12 protein-coding genes are annotated in these 19,189 nt (G+C 39.6%); 11 read left to right on the top strand and 1 reads right to left on the bottom strand.

Translation table 11 applies throughout. The features are described from left to right. Positions 1-744: 744 nt before the first annotated feature. The 11 genes from GX437_12485 to GX437_12435 all read left to right on the top strand — a co-directional run bounded on the left by GX437_12485 (position 745) and on the right by GX437_12435 (position 18,418). Positions 745-891: a hypothetical protein gene (locus GX437_12485; protein ID NLJ08472.1), complete on the top strand. Its 147-nt coding sequence runs from the start codon at positions 745-747 to the stop codon at positions 889-891. Between the two features lie 5 nt (positions 892-896). Next, positions 897-1,373, top strand: a complete 477-nt coding sequence (locus GX437_12480) for a hypothetical protein (GenBank protein ID NLJ08471.1) — start codon at positions 897-899, stop codon at positions 1,371-1,373. Beyond that, a complete protein-coding gene (locus GX437_12475) occupies positions 1,363-5,034 on the top strand; it encodes a hypothetical protein (GenBank protein NLJ08470.1) in 3,672 nt (1,223 codons plus the stop codon). The genes GX437_12480 and GX437_12475 overlap by 11 nt, the downstream gene beginning before the upstream one ends. Before the next feature lie 9 nt (positions 5,035-5,043). Continuing rightward, a complete protein-coding gene (locus GX437_12470) occupies positions 5,044-6,786 on the top strand; it encodes a transcriptional regulator (GenBank protein ID NLJ08469.1) in 1,743 nt (580 codons plus the stop codon). A gap of 12 nt (positions 6,787-6,798) precedes the next feature. Further along, a complete protein-coding gene (locus GX437_12465; GenBank protein NLJ08468.1) occupies positions 6,799-7,383 on the top strand; it encodes a hypothetical protein in 585 nt (194 codons plus the stop codon). After that, positions 7,370-9,991, top strand: coding sequence for a DNA methylase (locus tag GX437_12460; protein NLJ08467.1), 2,622 nt, complete (start codon positions 7,370-7,372; stop codon positions 9,989-9,991). The genes GX437_12465 and GX437_12460 overlap by 14 nt, the downstream gene beginning before the upstream one ends. Further along, entirely contained in the window at positions 9,988-12,588 is a 2,601-nt protein-coding gene (locus GX437_12455) for a site-specific DNA-methyltransferase (GenBank protein ID NLJ08466.1), read from the top strand. Before GX437_12460 ends, GX437_12455 begins: the two co-directional genes overlap by 4 nt. Before the next feature lie 80 nt (positions 12,589-12,668). After that, on the top strand, positions 12,669-13,028 hold the full coding sequence (locus tag GX437_12450; protein ID NLJ08465.1) for a four helix bundle protein: 360 nt from the start codon (positions 12,669-12,671) through the stop codon (positions 13,026-13,028). A gap of 42 nt (positions 13,029-13,070) precedes the next feature. Continuing rightward, a complete protein-coding gene (locus tag GX437_12445) occupies positions 13,071-15,872 on the top strand; it encodes a DEAD/DEAH box helicase family protein (GenBank protein ID NLJ08464.1) in 2,802 nt (933 codons plus the stop codon). Continuing rightward, a complete protein-coding gene (gene pglZ / locus GX437_12440; GenBank protein NLJ08463.1) occupies positions 15,865-17,706 on the top strand; it encodes a BREX-3 system phosphatase PglZ in 1,842 nt (613 codons plus the stop codon). The genes GX437_12445 and pglZ overlap by 8 nt, the downstream gene beginning before the upstream one ends. Then, positions 17,699-18,418, top strand: coding sequence for a hypothetical protein (locus GX437_12435; GenBank protein ID NLJ08462.1), 720 nt, complete (start codon positions 17,699-17,701; stop codon positions 18,416-18,418). The genes pglZ and GX437_12435 overlap by 8 nt, the downstream gene beginning before the upstream one ends. A 656-nt stretch (positions 18,419-19,074) precedes the next feature. On the opposite strand, the gene GX437_12430 is transcribed toward GX437_12435, so the two are convergent. Beyond that, a partial coding sequence (locus tag GX437_12430) for a DUF2179 domain-containing protein (GenBank protein NLJ08461.1) occupies positions 19,075-19,189 on the bottom strand: 115 nt, incomplete at its 5' end.

Below are 19,189 nucleotides of genomic sequence, written 5' to 3'. Positions count from 1 at the left end.
TTGGAAGAATCAGCCCTTTTATTTTTTCTGAAAGTTATCATATAGAAAAAGTAATTGCCCACGCTTCAAAAGCTGCCTATCTTTCTACATTGATACAGCTTGATGCAAAGAAGATTGCCAGGTTTGAAAATCCACTTCAATTAAAAGATTGGCAAATTAACGAACCACTTAATAACAAGTTGAACAAACTCAAAAAGTCCAACCCTGAAGCATTTTTCTATTGGTATAAAATTTACGAATTGCGAACCAATCAACGGATTTAATTTAAAAAATTAAAACCCCTTGCAATTTTCAAATTTTACAATAATAGCAAGCCAACGGTATAACCACAAAACTCACAATAGAAAAAGAAGGGGGAAGAAAAAATTACCTGTACGCTATCAGGGGTTTTATGTTTCGTAAGACAGTAAAGTAGTAAACTGAAGGTTCATTTCCCCACTTTAAATACAATAGTTAAAGTCCCTGCATGCAGATAGATAAAAACCGTCAGGTTTTGCAAAAACTCATTTTTTAGAAAAAATTAAGCAATTCATTGCCTTGAATATATACGGTCAATTCATTTGTTGACGAAATGAATAATTTTGTTTTAATATTTGAGTGTTAAGACAAAATATTATTAATTTTGCCATCAAAAATTAAGTCAAAATAATTTTTATGGTTGAGGCATATTCAAGTAAAGTAAAAATATGCGATATATTGCGTATATTCAATCGTTATGTATCAGGCCTAAAAAGACAGCAGTAAATGAAAGATGACTTGATAAAACATATTGCAGAAATTTTTAATTCATTAGGACTTACTGAGGTTAAGGATGAAAAGGTGGCTATAAAGGCAATGCATGTTGCAGAAGACCATGTTTTAAAAACGAAAAACAAAAAAAGAAAGAGCTGATAGTAATGAGCACCTATTCTATACAGGACATAATACAATCTACTGACCGCTATAAGCTGTACACCCTTATGTGCAGTCAGGATGAGCTGGTGGATTGTATTTCATGGTTACATGCAAAGAAGATTCACTCCATTAATGTTGGTAAAGAGTTGGCTGCATTTATTGATGGTCTTGATGATTTCAGCTACCTCAATATTGACGTATTCGATTACGCTAAAAAATTGCTGGATAAGCATAAGGCGAAGATCAATAACACCGGGAATGATTTGGTAGCTGTTTACAACCTGGGTATTCTGTTGGAGCCTGCACTTGAATTAAACGCAGCTCAATTGCTGAAAGAGTTTTCAAAAACAGCAGCACTCATCGTCATTTGGGAAAATCAATCCGACATACCTGACCGCTTACACTGGTCAACTCAACAAAACAACATTTTTCTTGACTTTACTGAAACGCCATTAAAAAAACTGCAGTATGCAATATAAAGAGCTGATACAATTTGAACCTATCACCACCGTGGTGAAGTTGGTAAATGCCGGTGAACTGTCGGTAGCTGAAAACCTGGTGAAAACATTTGTCTTCTCTAAGAAGATGCAGGAAGACCTGCGGGAAATCATCATTAAAAACCTCGTAACGGAACCCACTTATGAAACCAAAGGTATTCAGGTGGTGGGTAGTTATGGTACAGGTAAATCACACTTAATGTCGCTGGTATCAGCCATTGCTGAAAACGCAGATTTGTTGAAGCAGCTGCAGAATGAAGACGTAAAGAAAGACTTCAAGGCAATAGCAGGAAAATACAAAGTGCTTCGATTTGAAATTGGCACCGACAAACCCCTCAAGGATATTGTCTTTGCCCAGATTGAACGCTACTTAAAAAAGGAAGGAATAGACTTCAAGTTTGATGATGACTCACATTTCAGCTGGAAGGAACTCATTCAGCAAATGATGGCGGAGTTTGAAGCTAAATTTCCGAAGCATCATTTTCTCATTGTGATTGATGAGTTACTGGAGTACCTCAAAGGGCGTAAACCAAATGAATTGAACAATGATTTGATGCTGCTTCGTCAACTCGGAGAAGCTTGCGATAACTCCCGGTTCAAACTGATGTTTGGTGTTCAGGAGTTGCTGTATCGTTCACCGGAGTTTCAATTCCAGGCAGACATGCTCAACAAGATTGAAGATCGGTATGCTGATCTGATCATAACCAAAGAGGACGTCTCCTTTGTTGTAAAAGAACGTCTGCTCAAAAAAGACTTGCACCAAAAGGCCAAAATCAGAGAACACCTGTTGAAGTTTGCTCACTTGTTCGAAGGCATCAATACCAACCTGAACGAGTTTATTGACCTGTTCCCGGTGCATCCAAACTATGTAAGCTACTTCGAGAAAATCAAACATGGCAAAAGCCAGCGGGAAATCCTCAAAGTGCTTTCAGAAAAGTTTAAAGAAATTCTGGAAAAGGAAGTACCCACCAATAACCCCGGACTAATCACCTACGATACTTATTGGCCTGATTTGGCAAGTAACCCTGCCATGCTGGCCATTCCTGATATCCGTATTGTTCGGGATAAGGTAGATATCATTTCAGGCAGAGTAGCCAACCACTTCATCGGTGCAAGGGCAAACCGAAAAGACATTGCTCAGAGCATAGTACAGGCTCTGGCCATCCGCATCCTTTGTGATGATTTGGATAAACGTAATGGTGCAAGCGCCCATAGCCTGAAAGAAGATCTATGCGTTACGATTCCTAATGTGGATGAACCGGAATTGTTATTGGCTGCTATTGATAGTACAGCCAAACAACTGGTTACAGCAACCGCAGGTCAATATGTGGATCAGGATGCAGTTAGTGCCGATTTTTATATCCGTACAGAGGGTGGTATCAACATCCCTCAATTGATTCGTGATTATGCAGATGAGGTAATCAAAAAAGATACCGACCAGGCCGACCAGTATTATTTCGACTTTCTGCAATTTATTTTGGAAATTCAACAGGACTCGTATCGTTCTGGGTTCAAAATCTGGCAGCACTCCCTGGAATGGATTGATAAGAAGAGTTTCCGTTTGGGCTATATTTTCTTTGGTAATCCGAATGAACGTAGCACAACCGAACCTATTCAGCAATACTACATTTTCTTCTGTCCTTTGTTTAACGTTATCAACCGCAATGATGAATCGGATGAAGTGTACTTTGATGTATCAGGTTTGTCAGATGAGTTTAAGGATACTATTTGTCTGTATGGTGCTGCCAAGGCTAAATATGCTTCAGCACCCACCAATCAAAAGCAATTATTCAGCAGCCAGATTGAAGAATACCAGCGTAAGGCCATTGCATTGTTCGATAAAGAGTATGCAGACAAAACCAAAGTAATATACAAAGGCGAAAGCAAAACACTGAAATCATTCCCGCTGCCGGGCGAGGGCTCCACCAAGGAAATGATCTTCCGCAGCGTGGCAGCCAAATTGCTCAATAAGGCATTTAACGACAAGTTTCCGCACTATCCTGCTTTTACCGATTTGCAGTTTCCTCTGTCTAAAGATAACTATGCCGGCTCCATCAATGCAGCTTTAAGGAAGATAACCAATCCAGGACAGCCCAATAGAAATGGAGAAGCCATACTCAGTGGTCTTGGCTTATGGAGTGGTCAGACTATTGTTACCGACAATAGCAAATATGCCGAGAGTATCAAAAAGAAATTGAAGGAAGCCGGTGAAGGTGCTGTACTCAATAAGTCTGACATTTTATATTTACACTATCAAGGTTCCAACCAAAATTTATGGTACACTAAAGACTATGATATCGATTATCAATTGGAGTTTATTGTGCTGGCTGCATTAGTATACAAAGGCGATATTGAAATCAACTGGTCAGGTAACAAGAATCTTTCTGCTACCAATATTGAAACAGTCCTAAGTCTGAGTGAGGAGGACTATTTCACCTTCCAGCATATCAAGCAACCGCAGGGCATTCCGGTTAAACACCTCAAAGCACTATTCACTTGTTTGGGCTTGCCCGATTACACTTCAGAGCTGGAAAAGCCTGAAACCATCAGCAAGATCATTACCGAAGCCAAAACCAAAGCCGAAAGGGTGGTGAAAACCAAAGCCATTGTGGTGCAGGGTTTGAAGTGCAGAAATGTTCCGCTGCTGAGTGATGAAGATAGCGCCAAAATGAAAACGGAGCTGGATGCATTGGCTACCATACTCGACAGCATTCAGTCTTACAATTCCTATGGTAAACTTAAAGCCTTCAAATTCACTGAGGAAGAACTGAACACAGCCTTTAAAGCCTGGCAGTATTGTGACATGGTGGATAAGCTGAAAGAAAAAGCCGAGAAGTTTGAACGTTTGGTAGGCTATCTCTACACGGCTCAATCCTATGTGGTAGAGGCAGAGAAGCCACTGTTTGATGATATAAAAGCAGCCATTAACAACCTTCCTGCGGTGCTTGCCTCTTCAAAAGATGCAGACATTAAAAAGTATGAGGCGCTGCTCAATTCATTGATTGACCGTTATGCGGATTACTACCTGAATCAATACACCCGTTGCCGCTTATCCAAGCAGGACGATCTGGCCAAAGTGCGGATACTGGGCAGTGAGAAAAAACGCATTTGCGACATCATTAAAGATGTGGAGATCATCACCTCCACCGAATACACCAACTGGATCAACAGCATCACTTCTCTTAGAGAAGCAGATGCATCCCTCACAAAAGCCAAAGTGTTAGCGGAGCCCTACCACGATTTTAATCCCCGTGAGTATTACGGCAAACCAACCTTCAACATTCATCAGCTCGAAGAGCAGTTGGATGGCATTGTAGAAAAATGGACCACCGCCATGCGGTCGGTGTTCAAAGATCCATCGGTGCAGGAAAATATGGACATTCTGAAAACGGCTGACCGCCAACTGGTGGAAGATTTCAGAACCGGAAAGGTAGAACTCACGGCTGATAATGCTACCAAACTGAGGAACCTGATTGTACAGTTTGCCCAGGGAATTGACAAGGTAGAAATTACCATAGAAGATATCCGCAAGCAATTGAACAAGCCACTTACACCACAGGAGGCTATTGATACACTTACCAGCTACATCGACAGCCTGTGTGCCGGTAAGGAAAGAAACAAGGTGCGTATCATTATAAAATAATCTTTATAAATGGCATTACATCTCAATATTGAAGATTTGCTTTCTGCCCGCACTGTGGAATCAGATAGAATTGAGTACAAGAGAGGATGGAATCCTGATGCCATTTACAGAAGCATTTGTGCTTTTGCAAACGACTTTGACAATACAGGTGGCGGATATATTCTTGTAGGTGTTGAAGAAGATGAGGTTACCAAAACGGCAAAAAGACCTGTAAAGGGTCTTACAACTGATGAGATTGCCGAAATCCAGCGAAAGATGATTGGCTTTAATAACCTGGTGCAACCTGCATATCATCCGCACTTGTTCATTGAAGATGTTGATGACAAAAAAATTTTGGTGTTATGGATTCCCGGTGGTTCCAACAGACCATACCAGGTACCGGAACAAGTTACAGCCCGGGAGAAAAGATATTTCTACTATATCCGCAAATACGCCAACTCCGTTAAAGCCAATTTAGAAGAACAACAGGAGTTGATATCTCTGGCCAATCAAATTCCTTTTGACGACCGGGCTAATGCACAGGCTAAAATGGAAAATATTTCCATGCTGCTGGTAAAGGCTTATTTGGTAAAAGTGAAAAGCCGCTTAGCCGAACAAATCGGTAAAATTCCTGACCGGGAATTACTCGGTCAAATGGAGCTCACCTCTGGCCCCAACGAGCATCTATTCCCAAGAAATGTGGCATTGATGCTCTTTGCAGAGCAGCCGGAAAAGTTCTTCCCCTACACCCAGGTAGAGATTGTTGAGTTTCCTAATGGGGATGCCGGAGACCATGTGGAGCACGATCCGATTACCGGACCCATACCTGAACAAATTGCCCGGGTGCTCAAATTTTTGAAAGATAAACTCATTAAGGAGAAGGTGATTAAACCAGCCGACCAGGCAGAAAGCATCCGCATTGCCAGTTATCCGTATCAGGCCATTGAAGAAACCCTGGTCAATGCTTTTTATCACCGCGATTACCAGCAGCGGGAACCGATTGAAATCAGGATTTATCCCAATTCCATTGTCTTCCTCAACCAGGGTGGCCCCGACCGTTCCATTCGTCTCGAGGCTTTCGCCCAGGGTGCAGTACGTAGCAGGCGCTACCGCAACCGCAGATTGGGTGAATTTTTAAAGGAACTGGAATTGACCGAGGGCCGGGCAACCGGTATCCCCACCATTTTAAAAACATTAAGGGTGAATGGCTCGCCTGCTCCCCGCTTCCATACGGATGATGACCGTACATTCTTTGAGGTGGAGCTTTTCATACATCCGGCTTTTGAGGCAAAGGCTCCGTTTCAACTGGATGGGAATGTGATTGCCTCGCTGGAAGGTGTTGACGCTGCCTTAAACCGTTTGTTGGAGTATTGTGGCTTTAACCCTGCCGAAATAACCCATAGTGCCATAGCTGGTATCCAAGCCGGTAACCAAGCTGAGGCGCTAAAAACCATTGAAAATCAAGCAAATGAAGTACTTGAAGCCGTACCCGGTACCATAGCCGGTACCATAGCTGGTGCCATAGCCGGTGCCATAGCTGAAAATGAACGGAAAATATTGTGGAAAGCACTGGAGCCGGCAGATAGAGAAACCCTGCTCACCCTTATAAGGGTAACCAACCAAAGCAAAAACTACGAAAGCTTTATGGCGCCCATGGTAACCAGAGGCTGGCTTACCATGACCATACCCGATAAACCTACCAGCCCAAAACAACAGTACATTACTACGCTTAAAGGGCGAATTGTATTAAAAATATTGACTTATAAATCTTAATTTCAGAGCCTTATGAAAGAATGTTTAATGGCCATCTTGGATTGTCCTTATTGGAATCTGGTGAATTTTTTCCTGGCTATGTTTGCAGCAGCGATTTCAGTTGGGTATCTGCTAAAACCAAGGTTGTGTTATGTTGGATTTATTCACAATAATAAATGGAAAGTTAGAGTGATTAATAGAAATTTCTTAATGGTGGTTAAGGAAGTGCAATGCGAAATTGTCGTATCTGAACATCATTCATTTAGCATCACGAAAACATTGCCTTTAAATAAGGACAAAACATTGGCTCTTAAGCCCTATGGCAAAACTGAAGATGATTATGTGTATATAACTAGAGATAACATAGAAACTATTCAAGGAGAGCACAGGAATATAACCAATGCAATCGGTGACGAACGAGACTATAAGTTTCTGCGTATTAGAATCCTTGCCCCAAACTTTTTGGGGGTACGAAAGTATTATGAAAGAGTATATCAAATAAACCGTTTGCCTTTTATTCAGCAGAATGGCTCTAAGCCTGCGCCCTTGTTTTGGCGAAAGCACAAAAGATGTCAAAGAAAAATGTTTAAAAACCTGGAATGCAATGGAAATACCTGAACCAACCAAAATAATCTGCCTCGGCAAGGAATTTAACAGCGAAGAAGAACGCAGGGAATACTTCCGCAATGAACTGCGGGCTAAACTGCCGGAGCTAAAGAAGATTGAAGGCTTTCCCATTGGCGAAGATGAAGACATCATTAACCTGAGCGACCCGCCTTACTATACGGCTTGCCCCAACCCCTGGCTGAATGATTTTATTGCCGAATGGGAACAAGAAAAGGAAAGCATACCGGGGAGGCAAAAGGACTTCCATGTAGATGAGCCTTATGCAAGTGATGTGAGTGAGGGGAAATATGATCCTATGTATTTATATCACCCTTATTTAACCAAGGTCCCCCACAAGGCAATATTGAAATTTATTCTTCACTACACTCAACCTGGTGATGTCGTTTTCGATGGTTTTGCAGGAACAGGGATGACAGGAGTTGCAGCGAGATGCTGCGGTTCACTTGACTTTCAATCAAGATTTAAAATTGAAGAAGAATTTAAAAACTTATCAATCAAACAACCTGAATGGGGCACGAGAAAATCTATTTGTAGCGATTTAAGTCCCTTGGCTTCATTCATTGCTTTCAACTACAACTCTAAAATTGATTTAGAGAATTTTGATCTTACAGCAAAAAGAATTCTTAAATTATTAAAGGATAAATGTTTATGGATGTATGAGACATCACATTCAAATGGTGGAAAAGGAATAATAAATTACACTCTTTGGAGTGATGTGTTTATTTGTCCTTCTTGCAATTCAGAAATTATTTTTTGGGAAAATGCTGTAAACAAGGAAGAAGGAAAAGTTCTTGATAGTTTTAATTGTCCGCATTGTAATTACGAAACAAATAAAAAAGAGTTATCACCAGCGGTCATAACTTATTATGATGAGATTCTCGGAAAAAGTACTTCTGAAGACAAATCTGTTCCTGTGCTTATAAACTACTCATATGGTGGTAAAAGATTTCAAAAGAAACCAGACAAATCTGACTTAATAAACTATGAGAAGGTGCAGTCCTTTAAAAGTGAAAATTGGCTACCAATTATTCGCATGCCTGAAGGTGATGAGTCAAGACGAAATGATAAAAAAGGAATTACTCACGTTCATCAATTTTATTCAAAAAGGAATTTAATCACACTAAGCACGTTAAAATCACTTATTGATGAGCCGATTTATAACGTTCTAATAACAAAAGTTGCTTTTCAAACTACAAAACTATATCGATTCACTTATCAAAGCGGTGTTTGGGGAGCTGGTGGAGGACCATTATCAGGAACTCTTTATATCCCTTCCTTAATAAAGGAGATTAATATTTTAAATCAATTTGAGGATGCAGTTAATGGGAGAAAAAAAATAGCTCCACCAAAATTGAACTCTGATGTTATTAATTCATTGCAGTCAGCAACTTCGCTTCAAAACATAAAAAGTGATAGTGTAGATTATATTTTTACCGACCCACCTTTTGGTTCAAATTTGATGTATTCAGAACTTAATTTTTTAGCTGAATCGTGGCTTAAAATACTAACCAACAATAAAAGTGAAGCAATTGAAAACAAGTCACAAAACAAAACGGTCTTGGAGTATCAAGATCTTATGACTAATTGTTTTAAAGAGTATTATCGAATTTTAAAGCCATCTAAATGGATGACTGTAGAATTTAGTAATACAAGTGCTGCCATTTGGAATAGCATTCAAACCGCATTGCAAAGAGCTGGTTTTATTATTGCAAATGTTGCTGGATTAGATAAGCAAAAAACAAGTTTTAAAGCTGTAACGAGTCCAACAGCAGTTAAACAAGATCTCGTTATAAGTTGCTATAAGCCAACATTGTCCTTTGAAAATAATTTTAAGTCTCAACAAGGGGAAGTTGCAACTTGGGATTTTGTGAGAGAACACCTTAATCATTTGCCTGCACACATTAAAAAAGATAACAGTACGACTGCAATTGTTGAAAGGAGTCCTAAAATTCTATTTGACCGCCTTATCACCTTTTATTTAATGCGTGGTTTGCCGGTACCCATTGATGCCAAAGATTTCCAGGAAGGTTTGAAGCAGCGATTTGTTGAAAGGGATGGCATGTACTTTACTGGTGAGCAGGCTGCCGAGTATGATGAGAAAAAGGCAAAGGCACCACAGTTTGTTCAGTTGTCACTTATTGTAACTAATGAGTCTGATGCCATTGAATGGCTTAAAGATCGCTTACGCAAGCAGGCACAAAAATACCAGGACATCATGCCTGATTTCCGAATTGCCACCCAATCACTCCGTAAGGGTGATACTTTGCCGGAGCTGCAGGACATTCTCAATGAAAACTTCATTCAGGAGTCCGATGGTCGCTGGCGTACACCAGACCCCAACGAGGCAAAAGACCGTGAGGCACTTCGCACCAAAGTGCTGTTGAAAGAGTTTAACGGCTATGTAACTGCCATCAGTCAGCCACGGGCCAAGAAACTCAAAGAAGTGCGGGTAGAAGCCTTGCGAGCCGGTTTCAAAAACTGCTGGGAGCAAAAGGATTTCAAAACCATTGTTACCCTCGGAGATATGATTCCGCAAAACATTCTGCTGGAAGACGAGCAGTTGTTGATGTATTACGATATAGCAAAAGATAGAGTATGAGTGAAAAAATAATTTGTTTAGGCAAGGAATTTAACAGCGAAGAAGAACGCAGAGAGTACTTCCGAAATGAACTGCGGGCTAAGCTGCCGGAGCTTAAGAAGATTGAAGGCTTTCCCATTGGGGAAGATGAAGACATTATTAACCTGAGCGACCCGCCTTACTATACGGCCTGCCCCAACCCCTGGCTGAATGCGTTTATTGACGAATGGGAACAAGAAAAGGAGAGCATAGCTGGTAGGAAGAAGGAATTTTATGTGGACAGTCCCTACGCAACTGATGTAAGTGAAGGGAAAAATAATCCAGTTTACAATGCACACAGTTATCACACAAAAGTGCCCCATCCTGCAATCATGCGGTACATACTTTATTACACACAACCAGGAGATATAGTATTAGATGGGTTTGCTGGAACTGGGATGACAGCAGTAGCTGCTCAAATGTGTGAGAGCCCAGATTTAGAGGTGAAACAACAAATTGAAGTGGAATGGACGAAATTATTTTCATCTAAGCCTACATGGGGTTTAAGAAAAAGTATTTGTTCTGATTTAAGTCCTATCGCTTCCCTTTTGGCCACAAATTTTTCTGGTACTGAAGATTTAGAAGTTTTTGACAAGCAATCAAAAGAAATTTTACAAGAATTCAAGCTTAAGTTGGGAGACGTCTATAGCGTAAAGTATAAGAAAGAAAAGTGTGAAGTGAATTTCATTTTATACAGCGATGTTTATGCATGTTCTAATTGTAATGAAGATATTGTTTACTGGGGCGAAATTTTTGATTATAAAACGGATAGCGATTTTGAATATGCTAAATGCAAAAAATGTAATACAAATAATGATGCTGGGAAACTTGAGCGAAAATTTAAAACTGTGTATGATGATTATTTGGGAAATACCATTCAAATAAAAAAATCAATTCCTGTTCAGATTAACATCAATTATAAAGGAAAGAATATATTGGTTAACTGCTCGGATTTAGATGAGAATTATGAAGAAAAGGTGTCAAAACTTAAGCCAAGCAAGTACTTTCCAATAGTTAGAATGCCAGAGGGCGATGAGGCAAGAAGAAATGATAGAACTGGAATAACGCATACACATCATTTTTATAGTCCGGAAAATCTTTATGCAATTTCAACCCTTTATGATTTAGCATCAAAGTACAAATACACCTTTTTTGGTTTCTTTAATACCTCCTGGCATGCTACTATAATGAGAAGGTATAATTCTGGGGGTGGTCATCGACCTAAATCAGGCACCTTATACATCCCATCACTTTCTTCTGTTGGAAACGTCTATAACATATATGAAAATAAACTTTCCCAATTAAGACGCTTTCTCTTTGCTACTCGATCATTCAAAGAAAAGAACAGAATTATAGAAACAGTATCTGCCAATAGTCTTGGGATAAAAAGTAATTCAGTTGATTATATTTTCACTGACCCCCCATTTGGGGCAAATATTATGTATTCTGAGTTGAATTTTTTATGGGAAAATTGGATTAACGTACTTACTAACATTAGAACTGAAGCTATTGAAAATAAAACTCAGAAGAAGGGAAAACTGGAATATCAAGAATTAATGCTACAGTGTTTTATAGAATTTTATAGAGTATTAAAACCTGACAGGTGGATGACTGTAGAGTTTAGCAACCCAAGTGCGGCAATATGGAACTCTATACAGACAGCATTGCAAAAAGCAGGGTTTGTAATTGCGAATGTGTCAGCTTTGGATAAAAAGCAAGGTAGTATAAATGCATATACTACTCCCACAGCGGTTAAACAAGATCTTGTAATAAGTTGCTATAAACCATCAGATAAATTCGAAACCACATTCAAGACTGAAAATTCGGACTTGGGAGTTTGGGCATTTGTTTCAGAACATCTTAAACATCTACCAATTCATCTTCAAAAAGGAAATAATACTACATCGATTATTGAGCGAAGTTCGAAAATTCTACATGACAGACTTATTACATTTTACTTAATGAGAGGCTTGCCTATTCCTATAGATTCAAAAGATTTCCAGGAAGGCCTAAGACAACGCTTTGTAGAAAGAGATGGAATGTACTTTACTGCTGAGCAGGCTGCAGAATATGATGAGAAGAAGGCAAAGGCACCGCAGTTTGTGCAGTTATCATTTATCGTAACTAATGAGTCTGATGCCATTGAATGGCTAAAAGACCGCTTACGCAAGCAGGCACAGAAATACCAGGACATCATGCCTGATTTCCGCATTGCTACCCAATCACTTCGCAAAGGTGATACGCTACCGGAGTTGCAGGAAATCCTCAACGAAAACTTTATTCAGGAACCGGATGGCCGATGGCGTACACCAGACCCCAACGAAGCCAAAGACCGGGAGGCATTGCGTACTAAGGTGCTGCTGAAAGAGTTTAATGGCTATGTAACTGCCATTAGTCAGCCACGGGCCAAGAAACTTAAAGAAGTGCGGGTGGAAGCCCTGCGTGCCGGTTTCAAAAACTGCTGGGAGCAAAAGGATTTCAAAACCATTGTTACCCTTGGTGATATGATTCCGCAAAACATTCTGCTGGAAGACGAGCAGTTGTTGATGTATTACGATATAGCTAAAGACAGGGTGTAATCAGGAATCAGGAATCAGGAATCAGGAAATCAGGAATTTATGAATCAGGAATTTATGAATCAGGAAATCAGGAATCAGGAATGAAGGAGAATGTGATTGCAATTAAAACGTATGATTTTGCGCTGAAGGCGATCAAATTGTATCAGCATTTAACTGCGGAGAAGAAGGAATTTGTATTGTCTAAGCAATTTCTGAGGTCTGCTACTTCTATTGGTGCCAATGTTGAAGAATCTGTTGGCGGGCAAACAGAAAAGGATTTTTTCTTGAAGCTGAATATAGCCTATAAGGAAGCAAGGGAAAGTCATTATTGGCTCAGATTACTAAAGGATAGCAATCTTGTAGCTAAAGATTTAGCCGACCCACTGATAGCTGATGTTGAAGAAATACAAAGGATACTTGGCTCCTCCGTCAAAACATTAAAAACCAAATTCAACTATTAATGATTCCAAATTCGTAATTTCAGATTCTAAAATATTGATTAAGTGAACTATCAGGGAAAAGAAATAGAAATACTATCCAGAAAATCGGTGTTTGGAAAACAAATAGCCGAGGTGAAAATATTGTCCACCGGAGAGGTTAAGTCTGTTCCTTTTTCTGAGTTATCGGATGAAAAGAAAATTCCCACCGATGCAGAGATAGCTTTCAAAGCCATAGCTGCCAAAATCAAAAGTGAGGTGTTTAAGCAAGCCATGCTTGCACCCATTGAGAGCAATATTGTACCGCTACCGCATCAGATTCTGGCTTTGGAAAAAGTGATGGCTGGTCAGTTCCTGCGTTTCCTGATAGCAGATGAAGTGGGTATGGGTAAAACCATAGAAACCGGCCTGGTGCTAAAAGAACTGAAGTTGCGAGGCATTGCCAAACGCACCTTGATTGTAGTTCCCAAATCAGCAATGGGTCAGTGGCAGCAGGAAATGAAAAAGCATTTCAATGAACTTTTTCACATTTACGACACCGATTATATTAATACGCTAACCCGCACCTTCTCAAGGTTGGAGATGGACAATGAGATAAACATCTTCACCCAGCACAATCAGATCATCGTTTCGATGGACGCTTTGAAACCCATTGAAACACGGCAGGGATGGAGCAAGGAAAAAGTAGAAGAATACAACCGATACAGGATACAAAGCGTACTGGAAGCGGAATTTGATTTACTGGTAATTGACGAGTGCCATAAAGTAGGTGGCAGCAGTACACAGGTAGGACGCTTTCAAATGGCCGATGTGTTGTGCAACGCCATACCCAATGTGCTGTTACTTTCAGCAACACCTCACAGAGGAAAGAGTGACCACTTCCGCAGGATACTGCAATTGCTGAATGCGGATGCATTCGCTGGGGAAGGTATGCCAACCATACCTGAATTAGAGCCTTATGTGGTTCGAACTGAAAAAAGACAAGCCATAGATTACAATGGAAAGAAACTGTTCAATCAACGCTATACCTATAAAATTGAAGTACCGCTTGATCCGGTAAGACACAGAAAGCAAAAGCTGTTGTATGAAGCGGTAACCAAGTATGTAGTGGAGGGATTTAATCTGGCACAACAAACCAAAAACAACTCTTATGGATTTGTAATGATTCTTTTCCAAAGGATGGTAAGCAGCTCTACTCAGGCCATCATGGATGCCATGCAAAAACGGGCAGACAGACTTTCCAGCGAAAAGCAGGAAGTAAATAAGGAGAACATCATAAACAACATGGAGGAATTTGGATTTGAAGGCCAGATGGAATTGGATTTTGAGCAAAAGGTGTTTTCATTGGTGGAAGAAGCACAGGCAAATTACAATACAGAATTAAGCATTCTGCAGGGCTTGATTCGGGATGCAAAAGATTGTCTGGATACTGAAACGGATGCGAAAGTGGAGTTCCTGATTAATAAAATGACAGAACTAAAACGCATTGAACAGAATCCGGATTCCAAATTTCTGATATTCACTGAGTTTACCAGCACTCAATTCATGCTGAAAAAAGTGTTGGAAGAAAAAGGCGGCTATGTTTGCGAAGCCATCAATGGCTCAATGGATTTTGACCAAAGGGTAAACGCCTTAAGGCAGTTTAAAGAAAAAGCACAAGTGCTTATTTGTACCGATGCAGCAGGAGAGTCACTCAATATGCAGTTTGCACATATCGTTATCAATTACGACATGCCATGGAACCCAATGGTATTGGAGCAAAGGATAGGTCGTGTGGATCGTATCGGACAAAACCATGAAGTGCAGGCATTCAACATGATGCTGGACAACTCGGTAGATAAAAGAGTATATGAAGTAATAGAAGAAAAATTAAATCAGATTCTTAACCAGTTAGGTATTGATAAAACAGCCGATGTGCTCGACAGCACCCTGGAAAGGGATCAGGTAACCCGCTTGTACCTCACTTCATTGCTGAATCCTGCAAAATTTGAACAGGAAAGCAGTAATTGGCTGGCAGACATCAAACAAAAACTACATGACTATAAAAGTACAGAAGGCGCATTGCCAACTACAGATTCAAAGGATATTAAGGCAGAGAAGGTAGATATGATTAAACACAGTCCATTGCCTAAATGGTTGGAAAATCTTACCAGGAATTATCTGAAAACAAAAGGCATTCCTTATCAGAATCTGATTGATGGAATAAGGTTTAAATTTCCAGGACATCCTGAAAACATTTACACATTCAACATCAAGGAGAGTGTAAATAACCCTATACCAGAACCCATTTCACTGCAGCATGAAATCATTCAAACCATTTTAAAAGAAGCTATCCCCTTCACCGAATCTCAAGTTATCCCTATAGTTAAGTTAAAGCAGGGTAACTCAACATCAGGCTATTGGTCACTATGGCATTTGGAGGTTAAAAACCAATTTGAAACCAGTCAGATTATTCAACCGGTTTTTATTTCATCTGAGGGGGAACATTTTGCTGCATTTGCTCAAAATATTTGGGATAAGTTGATTCAGGAGAATGACTTTTTCGATTGTATCGGTGTTTTGCCGGTTGATGAATCGAGGAGGGTGTTCACTACCATTTCTCAGAAATCAGAAAGTGTGCTGCAATTAAAATACGAAGAGTTTGAAGCTAAAATAACAGCTAATACAAGCAAGATTAAATCGGATAAAGAAAAAGCTTTTGCATTTCAGCAAAAGCAGCTGAATAGAATCGGTATTGATAATATAAGGCATTCAAGATTGAAGCGATTGCTGCAAGAGCAGGAAACATGGGAAAGCTCTTTCTCAGCTGCCAGGCAAATTGTTCCAAACCTGAGCTGCCTTCTTATAATAAATATCGTCAATGAGTAATTGGGTTGATAAATATAAAAGTTTGGTGATTTCCAGCCACAAACAGCACATCATTGTTGCTGATCAGGATAACCTTTTCGATTATGCAGAAATGAAGTCGGCATTTGAAAATGATGGCTACACCATTCTAAATTGCAAAACTGATTTAGCTGTGCGCTTATCATTCGAATTACAGGTAAGAGAGTCAGATAAAAAGTCACTCATTATTGCACCGGCAGCATATCGTCCATTGCCGGATATTGAAACACAGGTTCACTTTCAAGCCATCGGTTTACCCCAGTTATTCCCTAATCTGGATGCTAAAGCAATCAAGGGATTAAGCTTTAATGCGCTCTGTACTCTTTTCAACATCAAGACCTATGAGGATTTAAGTTATGATAAGACGCTGAAATTTTTATTGGAAAATCTATTTAACGTAGATTTTGATACACTCACCAACAATAAGGCAAAGGAGAGGATACTCAATGCACTCATCACCGTATTTCTTGAAAAAAATGGCATCAATGAACCTTTGGCAAAGTTTCTCGCCAATATTGCAAAACCTTATTTCCCAACATTGGTATCAAAGGGATTAAGCAATGCCAGCCTGGTAAAGTTTATTCAGGAACAGTGGCAGGAGTTTGTTACAAATGGTAGCTCATTGATTGATTTCAAAGAGCCACTCTTGTGTAAAAGTTTAGGATATCTTTTCGCTTTTAAGTACTTAAGCCCAATACAGGTAAGCCCTGATGCTTTTGATAAATTTCCTAAGCCTTTGAAGATTGGTTTGTATGTTGATGAAAAAGGTCACAATGATAACGAACTGGAAGGCCTGATTGAATACCTGAAGCAACAGCTTGAAATTATTGAAGATATAGCTGATCATTGGTTCAAAATCATCCAAGTGCTGTCAAATGCCAAGTTAAGGTATTTGTCATCCGGCAATTCAGCATTGAAATCCGCCTATCAGAAAATTGATAATGCTTTCAACATACGTTTCCAGCGTTTCATTGATAATACCTACGGAAGCTTATTTTCCCTGAGTGGTGTGAGAAAGCCGGTAGTTGTTTCACGGATATTGGAACACATCAATGCAAAGCCATCTAAAAAGACAGCACTACTGGTTATTGATGGAATGAACTACTGGCAATGGAATATATTGAGCAAGTCATTAACAGATGCCGGTATCCAATATTCATCCAATGCATCCTTAGCGTATATACCAACCATAACAGCCTGGTCAAGGCAAGCCATTTTTAAGGGAGATAAGCCTGATTTAGCAGCCGATAATGCTAAGGAAGCAAAACTATTTGAAGCTTATTGGATAAAGCATGGTTTACCAGGGTATCAGATAACCTACAGTAAATTTAGTGTGAATGAACCGTTAGTACTTTCAAATATTTCACCGGATACAACAATACTTGGTTTGGTCTGCAACGATTTGGATGAAATTATGCACGGCTCAATCTTGGGTGACAGCCAGTTGAAAATATCAACTGAGCAATGGATAGCTAAATCAAACATTGTTGAAATTATTTTGTCATTACGGGCAAGAGGTTTTCAGGTGTACATCACCTCTGATCACGGGAACATAGAAGCTACAGGATTGAAGAATTTAACCATGAAGGATAAGGTAGGTGCATTAAGTCGTGGCAAACGTCATCTTTATTTCACCAACGAAACCTTATTGCAAAGTTTTATTGACCAGAACCCTGATGTAGAAGTGGGCAAAAAAGGTCTTTCTCTTTACCTAAGAAAACAAGAGGCATTTACAACCGAAAACAGCCAGGTTATAACGCATGGTGGTTCTCATATCTGGGAGGTTTTAGTCCCATTCATCAGCATCAATGAGTAGTAAAGGAAAATATATAGGCGTGGAAAGTAGGGTCCAATATGAAGTATTGGAAGCCGCCTTATATGATTACTTATCCAATGGCAAAATGGATAAAAAAAAATGCATTTCTCATATTAAGCAATTTACCAAAGGTGAAAATCGGGCAGGTAAGATATTAAAACACATTAGCGTATTACTTGCAAAGAACGAAAGCATCATTAGTAAGATTTCAAAGCAACTCAATGCCGGTGCATATGCTCAACTCTCACCAGGAGAAAGAAAAGCCCTTGTGCTTTGCCTGTTTTGTAACAGCTTTCCAATCACCTATGATATTCTGATTGGTTTTGCTCAGGCTTTTAAAGTTCAGTCTATCGTGAGTAAGGAGGTAATCGTTCACAAGATTGGTTCTGCTTATGGCAGCAACAGGGCGATGCATATAGCCGTTACAGAGATACTTACTTTCTTAATCGAGTGTGGAACGATCAAAAGAGTTAAGGTCGGTATATATTCTGCGGGTTCAAAGCTTGGTATTTCAAGCAAGGTTATTTCAGAATTGATAGTCTTTACTGACATTAAGTTATCCGCCTCAAAATCAATGTTGATAGATGAGTTGGGATTTAAACCCTGGTATTCCTACTTTGAACTATCGAATATATCACCTGCAGCTTTCAATATTCTTTTGGCGAAGAAAGACAGTTCGGTTGGTAAAGGGTACATCACATTAAAGAATTGACACATGAATATTACCCAGCCCAATTTGCAAGCATCCCGAAAAATTTCGGGACCAAAGCCGCACACTTGTCCAGAGCTTGTCGAAGGAAGCCATCGCTACAACCAAAACTTTGTCAAAGAGCTTGCAAAGCCAAACCCAGAGAAAAATAAATTTTAAAAATGCCCCACCGCACGACAAAAGAGATTGAAAATAACAGCAACCAATAGAACGACAAACCACGGCAGACAAAAAAGCACTGGTGGTAACAACTAAGCCTTCGTTGGGTTTGCAAAACCTACAATGAAGTTGCAGTTGCACGGAACCGGTGTTTCTATGGGGTTTGAATAAAAAATAGCTTAAGATAAGTTTGCTAAAAAAAGATGAAAAGATGCTGATTAAAATCGGTTAGGGATTACTTAGTATTAAAGGATAGAGCAGAATAAAGGAATAACAGGATATGATTAATGCCATTTCATCAACCAATTTTGATGTGGTTTTAATTGATTTGTTTTTCAAGGGGATAGCATTTGCGTCTTCTGATATAAATCAGTTAAAAAGAAAAGCAAATGGAGGTCAAAGACTTGTCATTTCATACATAAATATTGGCGCTGCAGAAAAATTTCGTTACTACTGGAAAAAAGACCGGAGGCTGCAAAAACTAAACATGAAAATTTGCTCTATCTCATTGAAATTCTTTTCTTTATCATTCCGCCTTTGGTGTCTTTGATTTTATGGCTGATGATAAAAGCTGCAGGGTCTATTTGTTCAATTTCATTGCTTAACCTGACGGCT

Source organism: Sphingobacteriales bacterium, assembly GCA_012517435.1.
In the GTDB taxonomy this organism is placed as follows: domain Bacteria; phylum Bacteroidota; class Bacteroidia; order CAILMK01; family JAAYUY01; genus JAAYUY01.
This window is presented reverse-complemented; position numbering and strand designations above follow the sequence as displayed.

Coding starts and splice junctions, on each gene's coding strand:
- GX437_12465 (NLJ08468.1), top strand. CDS start 6,799: ATGAAAGAATGTTTAATGGCCATCTTGGATTGTCCTTATTGGAATCTG.
- GX437_12455 (NLJ08466.1), top strand. CDS start 9,988: ATGAGTGAAAAAATAATTTGTTTAGGCAAGGAATTTAACAGCGAAGAA.
- GX437_12460 (NLJ08467.1), top strand. CDS start 7,370: ATGGAAATACCTGAACCAACCAAAATAATCTGCCTCGGCAAGGAATTT.
- GX437_12470 (NLJ08469.1), top strand. CDS start 5,044: ATGGCATTACATCTCAATATTGAAGATTTGCTTTCTGCCCGCACTGTG.
- GX437_12485 (NLJ08472.1), top strand. CDS start 745: ATGAAAGATGACTTGATAAAACATATTGCAGAAATTTTTAATTCATTA.
- GX437_12480 (NLJ08471.1), top strand. CDS start 897: ATGAGCACCTATTCTATACAGGACATAATACAATCTACTGACCGCTAT.
- pglZ (NLJ08463.1), top strand. CDS start 15,865: ATGAGTAATTGGGTTGATAAATATAAAAGTTTGGTGATTTCCAGCCAC.
- GX437_12435 (NLJ08462.1), top strand. CDS start 17,699: ATGAGTAGTAAAGGAAAATATATAGGCGTGGAAAGTAGGGTCCAATAT.
- GX437_12475 (NLJ08470.1), top strand. CDS start 1,363: ATGCAATATAAAGAGCTGATACAATTTGAACCTATCACCACCGTGGTG.
- GX437_12450 (NLJ08465.1), top strand. CDS start 12,669: ATGAAGGAGAATGTGATTGCAATTAAAACGTATGATTTTGCGCTGAAG.